16 protein-coding genes and 1 riboswitch are annotated in these 19,484 nt (G+C 70.2%); of the genes, 9 read left to right on the forward strand and 7 right to left on the reverse strand.

All coding sequences use genetic code 11. From position 1 onward, the window contains the following. Window positions 1-2 precede the first annotated feature (2 nt). From ACN27F_RS33385 to ACN27F_RS33410, 6 genes are all read left to right on the forward strand, one after another. Window positions 3-1,175 (forward strand): energy-coupling factor transporter transmembrane component T, encoded by a 1,173-nt coding sequence (locus ACN27F_RS33385; protein WP_421439593.1) that lies wholly within the window; start codon window positions 3-5, stop codon window positions 1,173-1,175. After that, window positions 1,172-2,782: an ABC transporter ATP-binding protein gene (locus ACN27F_RS33390; RefSeq protein WP_421439594.1), complete on the forward strand. Its 1,611-nt coding sequence runs from the start codon at window positions 1,172-1,174 to the stop codon at window positions 2,780-2,782. The genes ACN27F_RS33385 and ACN27F_RS33390 overlap by 4 nt, the downstream gene beginning before the upstream one ends. Next, window positions 2,779-3,627 (forward strand): ECF transporter S component, encoded by an 849-nt coding sequence (locus ACN27F_RS33395; RefSeq protein WP_421439595.1) that lies wholly within the window; start codon window positions 2,779-2,781, stop codon window positions 3,625-3,627. The genes ACN27F_RS33390 and ACN27F_RS33395 overlap by 4 nt, the downstream gene beginning before the upstream one ends. A 178-nt stretch (window positions 3,628-3,805) precedes the next feature. Further along, window positions 3,806-5,371 carry an aldehyde dehydrogenase family protein gene (locus tag ACN27F_RS33400; RefSeq protein ID WP_421439596.1) on the forward strand — a complete coding sequence of 522 codons (1,566 nt, stop codon included), beginning with the start codon at window positions 3,806-3,808 and terminating at the stop codon, window positions 5,369-5,371. After that, window positions 5,371-6,687, forward strand: coding sequence for an aminotransferase class III-fold pyridoxal phosphate-dependent enzyme (locus ACN27F_RS33405; RefSeq protein WP_421439597.1), 1,317 nt, complete (start codon window positions 5,371-5,373; stop codon window positions 6,685-6,687). Before ACN27F_RS33400 ends, ACN27F_RS33405 begins: the two co-directional genes overlap by 1 nt. After that, complete coding sequence (locus ACN27F_RS33410; protein ID WP_421439598.1) at window positions 6,684-7,991, forward strand: aspartate aminotransferase family protein; 1,308 nt, start codon at window positions 6,684-6,686, stop codon at window positions 7,989-7,991. Before ACN27F_RS33405 ends, ACN27F_RS33410 begins: the two co-directional genes overlap by 4 nt. A 101-nt stretch (window positions 7,992-8,092) precedes the next feature. Here the strand turns inward: ACN27F_RS33410 and ACN27F_RS33415 are convergent, their stop codons facing one another. The 5 genes from ACN27F_RS33415 to ACN27F_RS33435 are packed head-to-tail and all read right to left on the reverse strand — an operon-like array spanning window position 8,093 to window position 12,910. Then, window positions 8,093-9,133 carry an enoyl-CoA hydratase/isomerase family protein gene (locus ACN27F_RS33415; protein ID WP_421439599.1) on the reverse strand — a complete coding sequence of 347 codons (1,041 nt, stop codon included), beginning with the start codon at window positions 9,131-9,133 and terminating at the stop codon, window positions 8,093-8,095. After that, window positions 9,130-9,240 carry an acyl-CoA dehydrogenase family protein gene (locus ACN27F_RS33420; RefSeq protein ID WP_421440595.1) on the reverse strand — a complete coding sequence of 37 codons (111 nt, stop codon included), beginning with the start codon at window positions 9,238-9,240 and terminating at the stop codon, window positions 9,130-9,132. The genes ACN27F_RS33415 and ACN27F_RS33420 overlap by 4 nt, the downstream gene beginning before the upstream one ends. 51 nt (window positions 9,241-9,291) lie before the next feature. Next, the gene (locus ACN27F_RS33425; protein ID WP_421439600.1) at window positions 9,292-10,413 is read right to left on the reverse strand and encodes a bifunctional 2-methylcitrate synthase/citrate synthase; all 1,122 of its coding nucleotides are present in this window, start codon (window positions 10,411-10,413) and stop codon (window positions 9,292-9,294) included. A gap of 56 nt (window positions 10,414-10,469) precedes the next feature. Then, entirely contained in the window at window positions 10,470-11,381 is a 912-nt protein-coding gene (gene prpB, locus ACN27F_RS33430) for a methylisocitrate lyase (protein WP_421439602.1), read from the reverse strand. Next, window positions 11,378-12,910: an MmgE/PrpD family protein gene (locus tag ACN27F_RS33435; protein WP_421439604.1), complete on the reverse strand. Its 1,533-nt coding sequence runs from the start codon at window positions 12,908-12,910 to the stop codon at window positions 11,378-11,380. Before ACN27F_RS33435 ends, prpB begins: the two co-directional genes overlap by 4 nt. Before the next feature lie 166 nt (window positions 12,911-13,076). Here ACN27F_RS33435 and ACN27F_RS33440 point away from each other — a divergent pair, with 166 nt between their 5' ends. From ACN27F_RS33440 to ACN27F_RS33450, 3 genes are all read left to right on the forward strand, one after another. Next, window positions 13,077-14,486, forward strand: coding sequence for a short-chain fatty acyl-CoA regulator family protein (locus ACN27F_RS33440; RefSeq protein WP_421439606.1), 1,410 nt, complete (start codon window positions 13,077-13,079; stop codon window positions 14,484-14,486). Window positions 14,487-14,723: 237 nt separating this feature from the next. After that, entirely contained in the window at window positions 14,724-15,026 is a 303-nt protein-coding gene (locus tag ACN27F_RS33445; RefSeq protein ID WP_421439608.1) for a hypothetical protein, read from the forward strand. Between the two features lie 28 nt (window positions 15,027-15,054). Next, on the forward strand, window positions 15,055-15,804 hold the full coding sequence (locus tag ACN27F_RS33450; protein WP_421440596.1) for a MerR family transcriptional regulator: 750 nt from the start codon (window positions 15,055-15,057) through the stop codon (window positions 15,802-15,804). 53 nt (window positions 15,805-15,857) lie between these two features. On the opposite strand, the gene metE is transcribed toward ACN27F_RS33450, so the two are convergent. Together metE and ACN27F_RS33460 are read right to left on the reverse strand one after the other, a co-directional pair. Continuing rightward, entirely contained in the window at window positions 15,858-18,095 is a 2,238-nt protein-coding gene (gene metE / locus ACN27F_RS33455; protein ID WP_421439610.1) for a 5-methyltetrahydropteroyltriglutamate--homocysteine S-methyltransferase, read from the reverse strand. A 114-nt stretch (window positions 18,096-18,209) separates the two neighbouring features. Then, window positions 18,210-18,421, reverse strand: a riboswitch (cobalamin riboswitch). Between the two features lie 53 nt (window positions 18,422-18,474). Next, entirely contained in the window at window positions 18,475-19,452 is a 978-nt protein-coding gene (locus tag ACN27F_RS33460) for a ribonucleotide-diphosphate reductase subunit beta (protein ID WP_421440598.1), read from the reverse strand. Window positions 19,453-19,484: the final 32 nt, after the last annotated feature.

Genomic DNA, 19,484 nt, shown 5'->3' on the forward strand with positions numbered 1-19,484 from the left:
AGATGCCTGCGCCACGTGCCCGGGCGCCCAGGGTGGTGCACCCGGGCGCGTGGTGGCTCTGGGCGCTCGGACTGGCCACCGCCGCCACCCGTACCACGAATCCGCTGCTGCTGGCGCTGATCATCGGGGTGGCCGGCTACGTGGTCGCCGCCCGCCGCACGGACGCGCCGTGGGCCCTGGGCTTTCGGCTCTACCTGTGGCTCGGCGGGATCATCGTGTGCTCCCGGATCCTGTTCCGGATCGTCTTCGGCGGCGGCCAGGGCGACCATGTCCTGTTCACCCTGCCGCAGATCCCATTGCCGGAGTGGGCCGCCGGGATCCGCCTGCTCGGCCCGGTCGCCCTGGAACAACTGCTCGGCGGTGGGTACGACGGGCTGCGGCTGGCGGCCATGGTGATCTGTCTCGGGGCGGCGAACGCGCTGGCCAACCCGAAACGGCTGCTACGGGCCGTGCCGAGTGCGCTCTACGAGGTCGGGACCGCCGTCGTGGTGGCGCTGTCCGTCGCGCCGCAACTGGTGGAGAGCGTGCTGCGGGTACGGCGGGCCCGGCGGCTGCGCGGTGCCCGGCGCAGCGGTCTGCGTGCCTTGCGGGGCATCGTGGTCCCGGTGCTCGCCGACGCCCTGGACCGGTCGTTGGCGCTCGCCGCCGCGATGGACTCCCGTGGCTACGGCCGGCGCGGTCACCAGCCGGTCGTTGTGCACGCGCTGACCGGCGCCCTGGTCATCAGCGGCCTGTGCGGCGTCTGCGTCGGGATGTACGGACTGATGGACGCCACCACCCCCCGCTACCTGGGGCTGCCGATACTGGCCGCCGGGGTGGGCGTCGCCGCCGCAGGGCTGGCGGTCAGCGGCCGGCGGGTGCTGCGCAGCGCCTACCGCCCGGACCGGTTCGGCGGCACCGAGCTGCTGGTCGCGGCGTGCGGACTGGTCGCGGCGGCCGGGCTCTACCTGACCGCCCGAGTCGACCCGGCCAACCTCTACCCGTCGTTGAGCCCGCTGCAGTGGCCACAGATCACGCCGCTACCGGCCGCCGCGATTCTGATCGCCGGGTTGCCCGCCTGGTTGGCCCCGCCGCCACCGGCCGAAACCGACGCCGCCGCCGCGCCCAGCGTCCGCGCCGCACCGGCCATCTCCACAGTGCCCGGACAGCGCCACCAGGAGGCTGCGCGCGGATGATCGAGTTCGACGACGTCACGGTGACCTACATCGGAGCCGTCACACCGGCGCTCACCAGCCTGACGCTGAGCATCGCCGAAGGCGAGCTGTGCCTGGTCGCCGGTCGTACCGGTGCCGGCAAGTCCACCCTGCTACGCGCGATCAACGGACTCGTGCCGCACTTCACCGGTGGCCGGCTGAGCGGCCGGGTCGCCGTCGCTGGACGCAGCACCCGGGACCATCCGCCCCGCGAGTTCGCCGACCTGGTAGGCGTCGTCGGACAGGACCCGCTCGCCGGGTTCACCACCGACACCGTCGAGGAGGAACTCGCCTACGGTATGGAACAGCTCGCCGTCGGCGCTACGGTCATGCGCAAGCGGGTCGAGGAGACCCTCGATTTGCTGGGCATCGCCGAACTGCGCCGCCGTCCGCTGCGTACCCTCTCCGACGGGCAGCAGCAGCGGGTGGCGATCGGGGCCGCGCTCACCGCGCATCCCAAGGTGCTCGTCCTCGACGAACCCACCTCCTCGCTCGACCCCACCGCCGCCGAGGACGTGCTCGCGGCGGTCACCCGACTGGTGCATGACCTCGGCATCACCGTCGTCGTGGCCGAGCACCGCCTGGAGCGGGTCATCCAGTACGCCGACCGCCTCGTCTACTTGCCCGGGGACGGTACGGTGCGGTCCGGTACCCCGGGCGAGGTCCTGGCCACCGTCGAGGTCGCGCCACCCGTCGTGCAGCTGGGGCGCCTCGTCGGCTGGGATCCGCTTCCGCTGTCGGTGCGCGATGCCCGCCGTCAGGCCAGCGACCTGCGTACCCGGCTCGCCGCCGGACCGCCGCCGGCCCGCCCCGTCGCAGCCGGTCCGGTCCGGCTGGGCGCCCGGCAGATCGTCGTACGCTACGGTCCGGTCGTCGCGGTACGCGGTGTCGACGTCGACCTGCCGGCGGGTTCGGTGACCGCACTGATGGGGCGCAACGGATCGGGCAAGTCGTCGCTGCTGTGGGCGCTGCAGGGATCCGGGCCGCGCCAGGGCGGTCGAGTCGACGTCGGCGGGGTCGACCCCCGGAGCCGGCCGGCTCGCGAGGCCCGCGCGCTCGTCGGCCTCGTCCCACAGACCGCAAGCGACCTGCTCTATCTGGACAGCGTCGGGGCGGAGTGCGCGCAGGCCGACCGGGAGGCCGGTTCACCGGCGGGCACCTGCCGGGCACTGCTCGACGGACTCGTACCGGGCATCGGGGACCGCCAGCACCCCCGGGATCTGTCCGAAGGGCAGAAACTGGCCCTCGTCCTGGCCGTCCAACTCGCCGCCGCGCCCACTGCCGTCCTGCTGGACGAACCCACCCGTGGTCTCGACTACCTCGGCAAGAGGCACTTCGCGACGTTGGTCCGCCGCCTCGCCGCCGACGGGCGTGCCGTCGTCGTCGCCACCCACGACGTCGAATTCGTCGCCACCGCCGCCGACCGGGTCCTGGTCATGGCCGAAGGGGAGATCGTCGCCGACGGGCCGACCGTCGAGGTCGTCGTCGCCTCGCCGGCCTTCGCCCCGCAGGTCGCGAAGATCCTCGCGCCGCTGCCCTGGCTCACCGTGGACCAGGTCGCCGACGCGCTGGCCGGAGCCCCGCGATGAGCGGCGAGGGATGCCTGGACGATCCCGCCCCGACCGAGCGCCGGGCCCTGGTACGGGTCCGGACGCGCGGGGCGCTGGTGCTCGGCCTCGCCTCGACGGCGGGCCTGGCCATGTTCTTCTGGCCGCTGTTCGCCGCCCCCGCTCCCAGCGCGGCCGCGCACACCGCCGACGCCCCGCTCGTGTTCGTGCTGATCCTGCCCGTGCTGATCGCCATCGTGCTGAGCGAACTCACCTCCGGCGGAATCGACACCAAGACCCTGGCCATGCTCGGTGTCCTGTCGGCCGTCAACGCTGCGCTGCGGCCGCTGGGTGCCGGTACGGCCGGCATCGAAACCGTGTTCTTCCTGCTGGTGCTCGCCGGTCGGGTGTTCGGCCCCGGTTTCGGGTTCGTCCTCGGCTGCACCAGCCTGTTCGCCTCGGCGCTGCTGACCGCCGGCGTCGGCCCGTGGCTGCCCTTCCAGATGATCGCCGCTGCCTGGGTCGGCCTCGGCGCCGGTCTGCTCCCGCGCCGCATACCCGGCAAGGCCGAAATCGCCATGCTCACCCTCTATGGAATCCTCGCCGCCTATTTCTACGGTTTTCTGATGAACATGTGGTTCTGGCCCTACCTCGCCCAGGACACCCAGCTCGACTTCGTCCCTGGCGGCGCGCTTTGGGACAACCTGCACCGGTTCGCCATCTTCACCGTCACCACCTCCACGTTCGGCTGGGACACCGGCCGCGCACTGACCAACGGCATCGCGATTCTCCTCGTCGGACCGGCTGTGCTGGCCGTGCTGCGTCGTGCGGCCCGCCGCGCGGCCTTCGACGCCCCCGTGGAGTTCGGTCCGGCCGCCGCCGGCTGACGCGGCCCCGGCAGGCCCGCCGGGGCAACGGTCGTCCCGCAAGGGCGCCCGCTTCGCCGGGCGCCGGTAGTCGAGATGTTCTTGTGCGCGGTGCTACAAGAGCAGTAGATTTTTCTGGAAACAGTTGCCTAGGCCGTGGATCATCCTGTTGTTGCTCTCCTGTCGAGAGGAGCTTGTCGTGGCCGAACGCTTCCGGGTCACCTACGCGACCCTGTCCGCCGACAACGAAGATCTCCACGCGGCGTACGAAACAGGTGCAGACCTGGCACGCGGGTGGCTGGGCGAGATGCTCACTCCGGTCGTCGACGGGGTGGCCCGGCCCGGCACCGAGCCAGCCCAACTGGTCAGCCCGAACGACGTGACGGTGAAGGTGGCGACGGTGACCTGCGCCACCGAGGCGGACGTCGACGACGCGGTCACCGCCGCGCGCGCCGCCTACCCGGCGTGGTCGGCGACCCCGTGGCGGGAGCGGATCGCGCTGCTGCGCCGGGCGGCGGATCTGATCAGCGACCGCTCCAGCGAGTTCGCCGCGCTGATGAGCATCGAGGTAGGCAAGAACCGGCTCGAGGCGTTGGGTGATGTCGAGGAGTCGGCGGACCTGATCCGCTACTACTGCGGGATATACGACGAGCACGACGGGTTCGACCGACCGATGGCCACCATAGCGCCGAACGAGACGACGCGTAGCGTGCTCAAGCCACCCGGTGTGTGGGCCGTCATCAGCCCGTTCAACTACCCGATGGCGCTGTGCGCCGGCCCGGTCGGCGCGGCGCTGGCCGCCGGCAACACCGTCGTTCTCAAGCCGAGCCTGCAGGGCACCTACTCGGCGTGGAAGTTCTTCCAATGCCTCGTCGACGCCGGATTGCCGGCCGGGACGGTGCATTTTCTCTCCGGCGGTGACGACACCGGCCGCGCGTTGGTGGCGCACGACGGTGTGGACGGCCTCACCTTCACCGGCTCCTACGAGACCGGGATGTCGATCATTCGCGCCTTCACCCGGACCTATCCGAAGCCGGTGATCTGCGAGATGGGCGGCAAGAACGCCACCATCGTCTCGGCCAAGGCAGACCTCGAACGGGCGGTGTCGGGTGTCGCGCGGTCGGCGTTCGGCCTGTCCGGTCAGAAGTGCTCGGCCTGCTCGCGCGTCTACGTCGCCGGCACGCTGTACGACGAGTTCGTGGCCCGGCTGGCGGCCCGCGCCGACTCGCTGGTCGTCGGCGACCCGCTGGATCGCGCCACCTACCTCGGCCCGGTCATCGACGCCGCCGCAGTGCAGCGTTACCGCGAGGCTGTCGCGCATGCCGCGGCCGTGGGGCGGGTGGTCACCGGCGGCGAGGTGCTGTCCGGCGTCGACGGCCGCCCCGACGGCTACTACGTCGCCCCGACGGTCGTGGCCGACGTCCCGCCCGACGACGAGTTGTTCTCCCGCGAACTCTTCGTGCCGTTGGTCGCGGTTGCCCCGATCGATTCCATCGAGGAGGGCTTCGACCTGGCGAATGCCGTTCCGCTCGGCCTGACCGCCGGCTTCTTCTCCACCGACGACACCGAGGTCGACCGCTTCCTCGACCGAATCGAGGCCGGTGTCGTCTACGTCAACCGTCCTGCCGGCGCGACGACCGGTGCCTGGCCGGGCGTCCAGCCGTTCGGTGGTTGGAAGGGCTCCGGAAGCACCGGAAAGGCCGGTGGCGGTCCGTACTACGTCCAGCAGTTCCTCCGCGAGCAGTCCCAGACGGTGGTGTCCTGATGTCGTCGGTCCCGTCCTGGCTCGACCCGAACCGTCCCCAGCCGCACCTGGTCACCGAACTGCCCGGGCCTGCGGCCAAGTCGGTGCTGGACCGTGACCGACTGGTCACCAGCCCGTCGCTGCCGCGCGCGTACGCCATCGCTCCGCGGCGCGGCTACGGCAGCGTGATCGAGGACGTCGACGGCAACCTCTTCCTCGACTTCAACGCCGGTATCGCGGTCAACTCGACCGGGCACTGCCACCCCAGGATCGTGGCCGCCGTTCGTGAGCAGGCCGAGAATCTCCTGCACTACTCGGCCAGTGACTTCTACCTACCGGTGTACGGCCAGATGTGCGAAGCGTTGGCCGCCACCGCGCCGATGGACGGCAAGGTGCGTGTCTTCCTGACCAACTCCGGTGCCGAGGCGGTCGAAGGCGCCCTGAAGCTTTCCCGGTACGCCACCGGGCGTCCGTACGTCATCAGTTTCTACGGTTCGTTCCACGGCCGCACCTACGGGGCGATGACCCTGACCGGCTCGAAAGCCAAATATCATCAGGGTTTCGGACCGCTGCTGCCAGGTGTGCTGCACGCGCCCTACGCTCCGGCGTCCCTCGACTACATCGAGGATGTGCTGTTCGAACACCAGGTCGAGCCGACGGAGGTCGCCGCGATCTTCGTCGAGCCGATCCAGGGCGAGGGCGGCTACATCGTTCCGCCGACCGGCTGGATCGCCAGGCTGCGGGACATCTGCGACCGGCACGGCATCCTGCTCGTCGCCGACGAGGTGCAGTGCGGGATGGGCCGGACCGGCAGGATGTGGGCCATCGAGCATACCGGTGTCCAGCCTGACGTACTGATCAGCGCGAAGGGCATCGCCTCCGGCCTGCCCCTGGGTGCCTTCCTGGCCCGGGCGGAGCTGATGGAGAAGTGGGGGCCGGGCGCGCACGGGTCGACCTACGGCGGCAGTCCGGTGCCGTGCGCCGCGGGCATCGCGACGCTGACCGTCATCCGCGAAGAGGGCCTGCTGGCCAACGCGACCGACCAGGGCACGTTCCTCATGGCCGGGCTGCGCGAGTTGCAGGCGGAGTTTCCTGAGCTACTCGTTGACGTGCGCGGAGTCGGGCTGATGATCGGAGTGCAGTTTCCGACAGGCGAGATCGCCGGCAGAGTACAGGAGGCCGGGTTCCGCCGCGGCCTGCTCGTGCTCGAGGCCGGCAGCAACGCGGTGCGCATGTCACCACCGCTGGTGCTGACCCGGGAGCAGGCGCGATCCGGCGTGCGTCTGTTCGGCGAGGCTGTCCGGGCGGTCGCGACCGAGCTCGCGGGCCGCAGTTGAGTCATGTCTTCGGCCGGGTCGCCGCCGACGCGCCACGCATCGCCAGGGCGTCAGGTGCGCAGCTGTGGGACACCACCGGTAAGCGCTACCTCGACGCCGCCGCCGGCGCGATCGTCGTCGGCGTCGGCCACGGTGTGGCCGAGGTGGTGCGGGCACAGGTCGAGCAGGCCCGCGTGGCCGCCTACGTCCACGGTTCGATGTTCCGGGCCGATATCGTCGAGCGGTACGCAGACAGCCTGGCGGCCGTGCTGCCGCTGGACGACCCGAAGGTGTTCCCGGTCTCCGGCGGCAGCGAAGCGGTCGAGACCGCGTTGAAGATGGCGCGTGCCTACCATCTCGCCCGAGGTGAGGACCGACACGTGATCGTCAGCCGGATCGGCTCCTACCACGGCAACTCCCGCGGCGCACTGGACATCTCGGGCCGCGCCGCCCTACGGGCGCCGTACCTGCCCTGGTTGGGACACGCGAAACATACCTTGACACCGTACGAGTACCGTTGCCCCTTTCCTGACTCGCATCCGGTCGGATGTGGAGCACGGCACGCTGCGGCGCTCGCCGAGCGGTGCGAGGAACAACCGGTGGCGGCGTTCATCGCCGAGCCGATCGCCGGCGCGGCGCTGGGCGCCTGCGTCCCACCGGAGGACTACTGGCCGGCCGTGGCGCAGGTGTGCCGGCGCTACGGCGTCCTGCTCATCGCGGACGAGGTCATGACCGGCTTCGGCCGTACCGGTACCTGGTTCGGCGCCGACCATTGGGGCGTGCGCCCGGACATCCTGGTCTCGGCGAAGGGTGCCGGCGCGGGCTACTGGCCGCTCGGCCTGGCGGTCGCCTCGGGCCAGGTGCACGACGCGATCGCCCGGACCGGCTTCACCCATGGCTTCACCTACTCGCACCACCTCGTCGGTGCGGCGACCGGGTTGGCGGTGCTGCAGACGATGCACGAGCGTGACCTCGTCACCGCGAGCCGCCGCCGCGGGGACCTGCTGCGGCGGATCCTGCACCGGGAGTTGGACGGCTCCCCGCACGTCGGCGACATCCGGGGGCGCGGCCTGCTGGTCGGCATCGAGCTGGTAGCCGACAAGGCGACCACACGGCCGTTCGCCCGAGCCGAGCAGGTGACCGAGCGGGTCGTCGCAGCGGCCAAGCAGGCAGGTCTCCTGCTCTACAGCAGCACCGGCTGCGCCGACGGGGTCGACGGCGACCTGATCCTGCTCGGCCCGCCGCTCGTCGTCACCGCAGGTGAGGTCGAGGAGATCGCGGTTGGCACGGCGGCGGCGATCCATCGCGCCCTGGAGCGGGCCTGACGGCGTACGGGCTGGTCCGGCACCGGTCCAGGGACCGGGCAGCAGCCGGCTGCCGCGAGGTCGATCGTGATCGTCACTCGCCCGTCAGGTCGGGCCGGGTGTCATTCCAGCGTCAGGTCGGGCCGGCCGTCGGGCGGGGTGAAGCAGGTGTCGACGAGGCGCGGTGCGACGTCGGCGAGTGTCGAGGGCCGCCACCGGGGTTGGCGGTCCTTGTCGATGATCTGGGCGCGGATGCCCTCGACGAGGTCGGGCAGTCGCAGGAGTGCGGCGGAGATGCGGTATTCCTGGACCATCGCTGCGGGCAGGTCGGGCAGGTCGGCCGCGCTGCGCAGCGAACGGAGGGTGACGACCAACGAGGTGGGTGACCGGGTGGTGATCACCTTCGCCGTTGCCTGTGCGGCGGGGTCGGGATGCGTGGCGAGCCGGTCGATGATCCCGGTCACGGTGTCGCCGTGGTAGCAGGAGTCGATCCAGTCGCGGGCGGTGTCGAGTTCGGCCGGTGGCGGATCGGTCGCGAGCGAGGTGACGGCCTCGGCGGCGTCGCTGCGGGCCAGCGCGAGTGTCAGGTGCGGTAGCCGGTCTGCGGGGATGTAGTGGTCGGCGAGGCCGGCGGTGATGGCGTCGGCGGCGCCGACCGGGGTGCCGGTGAGGGCGAGGTGGGTGCCGAGTTGGCCGGGTGCGTGGGAGAGTAGCCACGATCCGCCGACGTCGGGGTGGAAGCCGATGCCGACCTCGGGCATGGCGAGCCGGGAACGTTGGGTCACTATCCGTAGCGAGGCGTGGCCGGAGATGCCGATTCCGCCGCCCATCACGAGGCCGTCCATCCAGGCCACGATCGGTTTGGGGTAGGTGGCGACGGTGGCGTCGAGCCGGTACTGGTCGGCCCAGAAGTCCAGCGAGGCGGTGCCGCCGGAGACGGCGTCGGCGTGGATCGCACGAATGTCACCGCCGGCGCAGAGTCCGCGTTGCCCGGCGCCGGTGATCAGCACGGTGCGGACGCGGTCGGATACCGCCCACCGCGCCAGGGTGCGACGGATGGTGGTGATCATCTGCGTGGTGAGGGCGTTGATCGCCGCTGGCCGGTTCAACGTCAGGTGTCCCAGATGGCCGTCGATCCGGGCGATCACCGGTGGCGCGCTCACGGGGCGGTCCAGTCGCCGGGCAGGTCGCCGGCGGTGATCAGTCGCATGATCTCGTTGGTCCCTTCGACAATCTGATGAGCGCGCAGGTCGCGGACGATCTTTTCGATGCCGGTCGTCGGTCAGCCGCATGGCGTCTTCTCGTGGGAACAGTCGGCTGGTCAGGCCGGCACGGGACGCTGCTGCGGGCCGGTGTACGCGCCCAGCGGGCGGATCAGTACGTTGGTGTCGAGCTGCTCGGCGATGTGTGCCGTCCAGCCGGTGATCCGGCTCATGACGAAGATCGGGGTGAAGACGGAGGTGTCGAAGCCCATCAGGTGGTAGGTCAGCGCGGAAGGGTAGTCGAGGTTGGGGTGGATTCCCTTGCGGTCGAGCATCGCGGCCTGCAGCCGGTGGTACACCTCGGCGAGCCGACGGGCGCGGTCGTCGGCCCGCGTCGCGATCAGGTTGTCCAACGCGGCTTGCATGATCGGTACCCGGGAGTCGCCGTTCTTGTAGACGCGGTGCCCGAATCCCATGATCTTCCGTTTCGCGGCGAGGGCCTCGTCCAGCCAGCTATCCACGCGCTCGGGGTCACCGATGGCGACGAGCATGTGCATGACCGCCTCGTTCGCTCCGCCGTGCAGCGGTCCCTTCAGCGCACCGATCGCGCCGGTGACGGCACTGTACAAATCGGACAGCGTCGAGGTGATCACCCGGGCGGCGAAGGTGGAGGCGTTGAAGCTGTGCTCGGCGTAGAGGATCATCGTGGTCTCGAAGGTACGGACCACGTCAGCCGACGGCACCCCGCCGAAGCACAGGTGGAAGAAGTTCTCCGCGTAGCCGAGGGCGGGGTCGGGCTGGATCGGCTCCTGGCCGCGACGTCGCCGCAGGTCGAGGGCGACGATGGTGGGCAGCTTGGCGAACAGCGACAACGCCTTGGTGTAGTTGGCCACCGGGTCCGCGCGGTCCTCGGCCGGATCCTGCGAACCCAGGTAGGAGACGGCGGTCCGAAGGACGTCCATCGGGTGGCAGGTATCGGGGAGCCTGCGTAGCAGTTCCTGCCCGGCACGGTCCAGTTCTCGCCGGGCCGATTCGGCTGCCCGGAAACCGGCGAGTTCGGCGGGATCGGGCAGCTCGCCGTGCCAGAGCAGATAGGCGACCTCCTCCCAGGACCGGGTGGCGGCCAGGTCCTGGACCGCGTAGCCGCCGTAGGTCAGTGAATTGGTCTCGTTGATCACAGTGGAGATGGCGGTGGTGTCGACCAGAACCCCGGCCAGGCCGCGGTGAATGTCAATGCTCACGGTGTCTCACCTCGAAGTTTCTGCGGGCGGGTGTCACGGGCGCGCCCGGGTGCCGGTCATGCGTCGGGCGGCAGAGCGAAGTCGGCGATGTCCGCGTCAAGGCGGCTGTATCCGTCGTAGTCGATGACCTCGTAGAGTCGGGAGCGGGTCATCATCGTTTCGAGCAGGCCGGCGGCGCTGCCGTCGGCGGCGAGCCGACGCAGGCCAGCCTCGACCGCGCCCATCGCCAGACGCAGCGTCGTGACCGGATATACGACCAGGTTGTAGCCGAGGTCACGCAGCCGGTCGGCGGGCAGCGCCGGACCTTTGCCGAACTCGGTCATGTTCGCCAGGAGAGGTACATCGACGGCGGCCCGGAAGATGGCGAACTCCGCCTCGTCGGCGAGCGCCTCGGGGAAGATCGCGTCGGCTCCGGCGTCGACGTACGCCTTGGCACGTTCGACGGCCGCGTCGAGCCCGTCCACGCCTCGGGCGTCGGTTCGTGCCATGACCAAGAAGTTCGGATCGCGGCGAGCGGCGACGGCGGCACGGAGCCGATGCACCATGTCCTCGGCCGAAACGAGGGTCTTGCCGTCCAGGTGCCCGCACCGTTTCGGGTTGACCTGGTCCTCCAGGTGACAGCCGGCCACTCCGGCGTCCTCGAGCCGCTGCACGGTGCGAGCGGCGTTGAGCGGTTCACCGAAGCCGGTGTCGGCATCGACCAGCGCCGGCAGGTCAGTGCTGGCGGCGATGTCGGCGGCCCAGCCGGCGACCTCGGTCAGCGTGGTCAGTCCGATATCGGGCAGTCCGGCCGCGGCCGACAACGCGCCACCGGAGACGTACACCCCCTCGAACCCGGTCTGCTGCACCAGGCGGGCGGTCAGCGGGTTGAACGCGCCGGGCAGCCGAAGCAACCCGCCGGTGGCGAGCCCGGCACGCAGGGCGGAGCGTTTGTCCGCGGCGCTGGTGCGGGAGTAGAGATAGGTCAACAGAAGATCCCTTTCGGCAGCGCAGCGTCGTCGTGGGCGATCACCTCGTGATCAACCGTCGGAAACAGCGCCGACAGGTCCTGCGGGGGGAGCTCGGCGAGCCGGACCACGGCGTCCAGGAACTCCCGTTGCGCGGCGGGGGAGACCACCCCGTCTGCGAGGGTGCCGAACTTGCGGGCGTACGCCGCGCGATCGAACGGACGGGCGCCCTCGGGGTGGGCGTCGGCCAGGCCGAGGGAGTCCTCGATCACGGTGCCGTCGGTGAGGGTGATCACCAGGCGTCCACCGAATGCCTTGTCCGTCGGATCCGGGCTGTGGTAGCGGCGGGTCCACTCCGGGTCCTCCACCGTGGTGATCTTGCGCCACAGCGCGATGGTGTCTGACCGGCCGGCCCGTTGCGGGCGGTACGAGTCGACATGGTGCCAGGCGCCGTCCTGCAACGCCACTGCCAGGATGTAGGGGATCGAGTGATCCAGCGTCTCCCGGCTCGCGGTCGGGTCGTACTTCTGCGGGTCGTTCGCGCCCGAGCCGATGACGAAGTGGGTGTGGTGGCTGGTGTGCAGCACCACTGACTCGACGCGGTCGACGCCGGCGGAGGTGTCGATTCCGGGAAGCTTGTCGCGCATCGCGCGGGCGAGGTCGATCAGCGCCTGCGCCTGGTACTCGGCGGAGTGTTCCTTGGTGTAGGTGCGCAGGATGGCGCGTAACGGCTCGCCAGCTGCCGGCAGCGGTACCGTGTACGTGGCCTCGGGCCCGTCCAGCAGCCAGGCGATGAAGCCGTCCTCGCCCTCGTAGATCGGGGCCGGTGCGGCCTCGCCTCGCATCGCCCGGTCGACGGCCTCGATCGCTGCCTTGCCCGCGAACGCCGGCGCGAACGCCTTCCACGAGGAGATGTCGCCCTTGCGGGACTGTCGGGTCGCCGTGGTGGTGTGCACGGCCTGGCCGATCGCCTGGTAAACCACCTCGGTCGGCAGTCCCAGCAGGGCGCCCAGTCCGCTGGCCGTGGCCGCGCTCAGGTGCGCCACATGGTCGATCTTGTGCTTGTGCAGGCATATTCCGGTCACCAGAGCCACCTGTACCTCGTAGGCGACCAGCACGCCGCGCAGCAGGTCCGCGCCGGTGGCACCGGTGTGCTGGGCGACAGCGAGCAGCGGTGGAATGTTGTCGCCCGGATGGGAGTAGTCCGCGGCCAGGTAGGTGTCGTGGAAGTCCAACTCACGTACTGCCGTGCCGTTCGCCCAGGCGGCCCATTCCGGGGACACCCGTAGCGCGGGATCGGTGCCGAAGACCGACGCGCCGGGCACGGCGCCGTGTGGGCGAGCCTGCGCCCGGGCCACCGCCACCGGGCGTCGTGACACCGATGCGACCGCCACCGCCGCGTTGTCGATGACCCGGTTGACAGCCATGTCCACCGCCTCGGCGTCCAGCGGCGCGCCGACGGTGGCCAGTTCGGCCAGCCGCCAGGCCAACTGCCGGTCGCGGGGCAGCCGCTGCGCGCTGGGCGAGACACGGACGAGATGATCGATCAACGGGACTCCTCAAGCTTCGCCGTCACCCTGCCAGGCTCACGCGCCGGGACGGCCTGCGTAAAGATCTGGAAGTTGTGTACTTCTCACTGCGCCACCGGCAAACCTGCAATTCTTGCAAACCTTGTAAGTGTTATGTTCGCAACGCGGCTCGGGTGCGGAGGTGACGATGGCCGTCGGAAGAAAGCTGTACGCGCATGCCAAGCTGCGCCGGCTCCGTCGCGAGCACGGTCTGACCCAGGCCGAACTCGCCCGCCGCCTCGACATCTCCACCAGTTACCTGAACCAGATCGAGAACAGTCAGCGCACGCTGACCGCCGCCGTCCTGCTGCGCTTGGCGGAAGTTCTCGGCGTCGATCCCGAGTACTTCGCCGACACCGACGCCGAACGGCTCGGCGCCGACGTGCGCACGGCGCTGGCCGATGAGGCCAGCGCCGTGACCGTCGACCCGGTGGAGGCTGCCGAACTCGTCCGTGACCACCCCCTGGTCGCGCGAGCCCTGGTCGCCCTGCATCAGCGCTACCAGGACGCCGCCGCCCGGGTCGCCGCCCTCGCCGGACCCACCGACGTCCCGCCCGGCCTCGGCGAACCGCACGACGTCGTACGTGACTTCTTTTACGAGCACTACAACTACTTCGATCAGCTGGACACCGCTGCCGAACAGCTCGCCGGTCGGCTCCGGCTGTCACCCAGGCGGGCGACCGAGATTCTCAGTCTTCACCTGTTCGACCAGTACGGCGTCCGGGTAGCGATCTCCGCCCCGGTCGCTGCGGCCGAGATGCGGCGATTCGATCCGGAAACCCGCGTACTTCATCTGGCCGCCAACTACACCGATGGGCAACGGGCCTTCCAACTCGCCACCCAACTGGCGTTTCTTGCGCACAGCGACCTGATCACCGAACTGGCGGCCGGTGTCGGCCACGGCCCGGCCACCGCCCTGGCCCGCATCGGACTCGGCAACTACTACGCCGGTGCACTGCTCATGCCGTACGGCGATTTCCACCAATCGGCGGAGGACCTCCGTTACGACGTCGAGTTGCTCGCCGGACACTACGGGGTCAGCTTCGAGACCGCCTGCCATCGGCTCAGCACCCTGCAACGCCCGACTCGCCGGGGCGTGCCGTTGTCCTTTCTGCGTGTCGACCGCGCCGGCAACATCTCCAAGCGTCAGTCCGCGACCGATTTCCACTTCTCCCGTCTTGGTGGCACCTGCCCACTGTGGATCATCTACGAGGCGTTCACGTGTCCCGGGCGGATCCTCACCCAGGTAGCCGAGATGCCCGACGGCAAGAGATACTTCTGGCTCGCCCGCACCGTCGTTCACGGTGGTCGGGGTCACCACAGCCCACGCAGCGTCTTCGCGGTCGCCCTCGGCTGCGAACTGCGGCACTCCCATCGCCTGGTCTACAGCGACAGCATCGCCGTGGACGACCCGCGTACGGCTACCCCGATCGGCCTGGGCTGCCGAATCTGCGAGCGTCGTGACTGCGCCCAACGTGCCCGGCCCCCCGCAGCCGGCCGATTGGTCATCGATGAGAACCGGCGTACGGTCATTCCCTACGCCGTGGACCGGCGATAGCCGATCATCCGGCCCCTGCCCGATTCGCGTGGCGGCGCCTGTCGACGGCAACAGGCCGGAAACAGGTCCCGGTCGACGGGCGCTATCCTGGCTCCGCAGCCGGTCCGCCGTGGCATTCAGGCATGGCGGCGTGAGAGGGAGGGGCGGGTTGGCGATCGGCGGTGCCACCATGTACGCGGCCGCGCCCGATCACTCGCGCCTTCTGCCGAGTCGCCACCGCTCGCGGAAGGGACTGAGGTGAACCCGTCACCGACCGACCGGAATCCGGAGTCCACGGCTGACCAGGTGGTGCCGGTGGCCGACTACGAGCGCCTCACCGCCGCTCGACGTCAACTCGGCGCGCGTGGAGCCCGGCTCCGCGGCCTGACGCACCAGGCACGGGTGCTGACCGGGCTGGTCGCGGAGATCGAGCAGGTTCTCGCCGAGACGCCGGCCCGCTACGCGTCGTCCGGAGCTACCGATAGACGGATCAGTGGCCCGGTGCGTTCTTCGCCCTCTCCGGCGACGCGGCGAACCACGCCGCCTCAACCGACGCCGTGATCTCCCACCGTGCCGACGGTGAACGACGATATCACCGACGACACTGCGGAGCTGGCACCAGCGGTACGGGCTCGGACCCAGCGGTCATCAGGCCGGCCGGCACCGCCGCTACACCTCACACGACGTCGCCGTGCTGACGCTGATGGCCCGGTTGACCGCGCATGGCCTGCCCGCTGCGGAGGCCGCGCAGCGGGCCCGCCGGGAAGCGGCCATCCCCTCGGTCGAACATCCACGTGGCGACCGCAGTACCCACACCGTGGCCCGCGGGCTCGCCCGGGCCGCCCGCCGCCTGGACGTGTTGAGCGTACGAGAGGCACTGATCCTGTCGGTCAGCACCTATGGGGTGTTGCACACCTGGCACACCCTGGTCGGTCCGGCCTTCACCCAGATCAGCCGTGCCCGGTACAGCGAGCCGCGCAAGACGCTCGCCCGCCGCGTTCTCGCCCGCTGCCTGACCGAGACCTTCGCCATGGTGCCTCGGCCACCAGCCGGTTCCCCGGTGCGGGTTCTGCTCGTCGCCGTCGACCATCGGCGCGACACCGTGGCTCTCGACGCCTTGGCCGCCGCCGTCGTGGTGTGGAGTCACGCCTGGAGTCCAGGCGTCTGCGACCTGCTCACGGCGCTCACCGGCACGCCGGGCTGGCGGCCGACGATCATCGCTGGCGGACAGGGCTGGCCACCGCACGGCGGCCCATCGCCGACGCCGACGGTGGCCTGCCGCAACCTCGCCTCCGCCGTGGCTACCGTCGCCAGGCTCGCCGGCGATCGCGCGGGCTGAGCGGACCGCCGGACGGACCCCGGCCACAGCGGGGCCCGTCCGGCGCGGCATCGTCAGCGTTCACGTACCTCGGCTGCGGCCGCGACGAGGTGCCGCAGCGACGCCTCGACCTCGGAGTAGCCGCGGGTCTTGAGACCGCAGTCCGGATTGACCCACAACCGTCGGGCCGGGACCGCCGCGACGGCGCGGCGCAGCGCCTCGACCACCTCGTCGTGCGGGGGCACCCGTGGCGAATGGATGTCCCACACCCCGGGGCCGACCCCACGGCGGTACCCGATCGCGGCGAGATCGTCGAGGACCTCCATTTTCGAGCGGGACGCCTCGATGCTGGTCACATCGGCGTCGAGGGCGTCGATCGCGGTGATCACCTCGGCGAACTCGGAGTAGCACAGGTGGGTGTGGATCTGCGTGTCTTCGGCTACCCCGCTGGTGGCCAGGCGGAACGCTGCCACGGCCCAGTCCAGGTACGCCTTCTGGTCGATCTTGCGTAGCGGTAGGGTCTCCCGCAGCGCGGGTTCGTCGACCTGGATGACCGTGATTCCGGCGGCTTCCAGGTCGTGGCACTCGTCGCGAAGGGCGAGCGCGACCTGGTCGGCGGTGTCCGCGAGAGGCTGGTCGACGCGGACGAACGACCAGGCCAGAATGGTGACCGGGCCGGTGAGCATACCCTTGACGGGCCTGCTGGTCAGCGACTGGGCGTAGGTGGACCAGTCGACCGTCATCGGTGCCTTGCGGGCCACGTCACCGTAGATGATCGGCGGGCGCACGCAGCGGGAACCGTACGACTGCACCCAGCCGTGCTCGGTGGCGGCGAACCCGTCGAGTTGCTCGCCGAAGTACTGGACCATGTCGTTGCGTTCCGGCTCGCCGTGCACGAGCACGTCCAGGCCCAGCTGCTCCTGCAGGCGGATGACGTGCGCGACCTCGTCGCGCATCCGTTGGACGTAGCCGGCCTCGTCGAGGGTGCCGGCCCGGTACGCGGCGCGGGCCTTGCGCAGCTCGACGGTCTGCGGGAACGAACCGATCGTGGTGGTCGGCAGCTCCGGCAGCCCTAACCGCTCCTGCTGCCGGGCCGACCGCGACGGGTAGTCGCCGCGCTGGCGGTCGATGGGACGCAGCGCCGCGAGGCGTTCGCGTACGCCGTCGTGTCGCCACCGCGCCGGCGCGGTGGGCAGCGGCGCGGGCAGCTGTGTGGTGCCGTCGCGGAGCGCGCGGCCGAGCAGGACGACCTCGTCCACCTTCTGCCGGGCGAACGCGAGCCGCCCATGCAGCTCGGGATCGAGTCGGGTCTCGACGGACAGGTCGACCGGAACGTGCAGCAGCGAGCAGGACGTCGACACCGCGACGTGGTCGGCCAGCCCGGAGACGGTCGCTCCGGTCGCCACCGCGGTGCGCAGATCGGTACGCCAGATGTTGTGTCCGTCGACCAGCCCGGCGACGACGGTCCTGCCGCGCAGCGGGCCGGCGGCGGCGAGCCGGTTGAGGTTGCCCGGCCCCGCGACGAGATCGAGCCCGATCGCCTCGATCGGGGTGTCCAGCAGGGCGGGCAGGACGTCGCCGAGTTCGCCGAAGTAGGTGGCGACGAAGATCTGCGGCCGCTTCGAGACCCCACCGAGCCGGGTGTACGCTCGGCGCAGGGCGTCGATCTCGCTCGGGCTGCGGTCGGCGACGTAGCCGGGCTCGTCCAGTTGCACCCAGGCAACACCCGCGTCGGCCAGCGCGGCGAGGATCTCGGCGTACGTCTCGACCAGGTCGTCGAGGCGGGCGAACGGATCGTCGCCCTTGGCCAGCAGCAGGAAGGTGGCCGGCCCGACCAGCACCGGTCGCGTGGTGACGCCCAGATCGAGGGCTTCGGCGTACTCACGTAGCGGCTTCGCCGGGTTGGCCGAAAAGGTGGTGCCCGGCACGATTTCCGGTACCAGGTAGTGGTAGTTGGTGTCGAACCACTTCGTCAGTTCCAACGCGGGCTCGGTGTCGACGCCGCGGGCCATGGCGAAGTACGTGTCCAGCTCGGACAGACCGAGGCGGGTGAACCGGTCGGGGACCGCGCCGACGGCGACGGCGGTGTCAAGGACCTGGTCGTAGTAGGAGAACGTGTTCGACGGAATGGCGTCGAGCCGGGCGTTGCGCAGGATCTGCCAGACCTCGGCGCGCAGCGCGGCGGCCGTGGCCTCCAGCGTGTCGGCGTCGACGGTACCGGCCCAGTAGGCCTCGACGGCCTTCTTCAGCTCGCGGTTGGCGCCGATGCGCGGGTACCCGAGCACGGTGCTCTGACCGAATGCGGTACTCACCACAGAGTCCTTCCCTCGAAGTGCCCGGCGGGCAGGGGAAGGCGGGAGGAAGACAGGCGATGCCGCTGGCTTCCGCCCTGGTCCTCCCGAGAGACCGCCGGCGGCGCACGCCGGGCGGTGTGCGCAGCGCTGGCAGGTCTTCGGACTCGTGGGCGTGACACAGGTCGCCTACTGGCCGTCGCTTCCCAGACCTCGCGGTCCAGTGCTTCGTTGACGGCGGTCGTTCCCACTCACCGCTGCGGGGCAGTCCCGGTCTCGCACCGGGTTCCCTCTTACGACGTCCCTGCCCTGATGGGGCGGGACGAACCAGCACCACCCGCCATCGTACGGGCCCGACCCCCGGATTCGGGCGAGGGCGTCCGAGGTACGGGACAGCCGATCAGAAGTCGTCGTCGAAGCTGACCGAGCCGGTCACCCCGACCTGGTACGCCGAGACCCGTCGCTCGAAGAAGTTCGACAACTCCTGCACGTCCTGCAGCTCCATGAAGGCGAACGGGTTCTTTGACCCGTACACCGGCTCGATGCCGAGCACGGCCAGCCGCCGGTCCGCGACGTGCTGTAGGTACTCCCGCATGTCGGCCAGCGACATCCCGGAGACGCCCTGCTCGAGCAGATCCGCGGCGAACTGGACCTCGCATTCGACCGCCTCGGCGAGCATCTGCGTGACCTGCCGTTCCATCTCGGCGTCGAACAGGTCCGGTTCTTCGCGGCGTACCGTGTCGACCACGTCGAAGGCGAACGCCATGTGCATCGACTCGTCGCGGAACACCCAGTTGGTGCCCGACGCGAGTCCGTGCAGCAGCCCTCGTGAACGCAGGAAGTACACGTACGCGAACGCGCCGTAGAAGAACAGCCCTTCGATACAGGCGGCGAAGCAGATCAGGTTGAGCAGGAACGCCCGCCGGTCGTCGCGGGTGCGCAGCTCCCGCAGCTCGAAGATCGAGTCGATCCACTTGAAGCAGAACTCGGCCTTGCGGGCGATCGAGGGAATGTTCTCCACTGCGGCGAACGCGGCGAAACGCTCCTTTTCGTCCGGCACGTAGGTGTCGAGCAGGTTCAGGTAGAACTGAACGTGCACCGCCTCCTCGAACAGTTGCCGGGACAGGTAGAGCCGGCCCTCCGGGGAGTTGACGTGCTGGTAGAGGTTGAGCACCAGGTTGTTGGCGACGATGGTGTCACCGGTGGCGAAGAACGCCACGAGCCGGGAGACCAGGTGCTGTTCCGCCGGCGTCAGCTTGGCCAGATCGGCCAGGTCGGAGTGCAGGTCCACCTCCTCGACGGTCCAGGTGTTCTTGATCGCGTCGCGGAACCGGTCGAAGAACTGCGGGTAGCGCATCGGTCGCAGGGTCAGATCCATGCCGGGGTCGAGCAGCAGGTGCCGGGTACCCG

This window comes from Solwaraspora sp. WMMB335 (assembly GCF_049179075.1).
In the GTDB taxonomy this organism is placed as follows: Bacteria; Actinomycetota; Actinomycetes; order Mycobacteriales; family Micromonosporaceae; genus Micromonospora_E.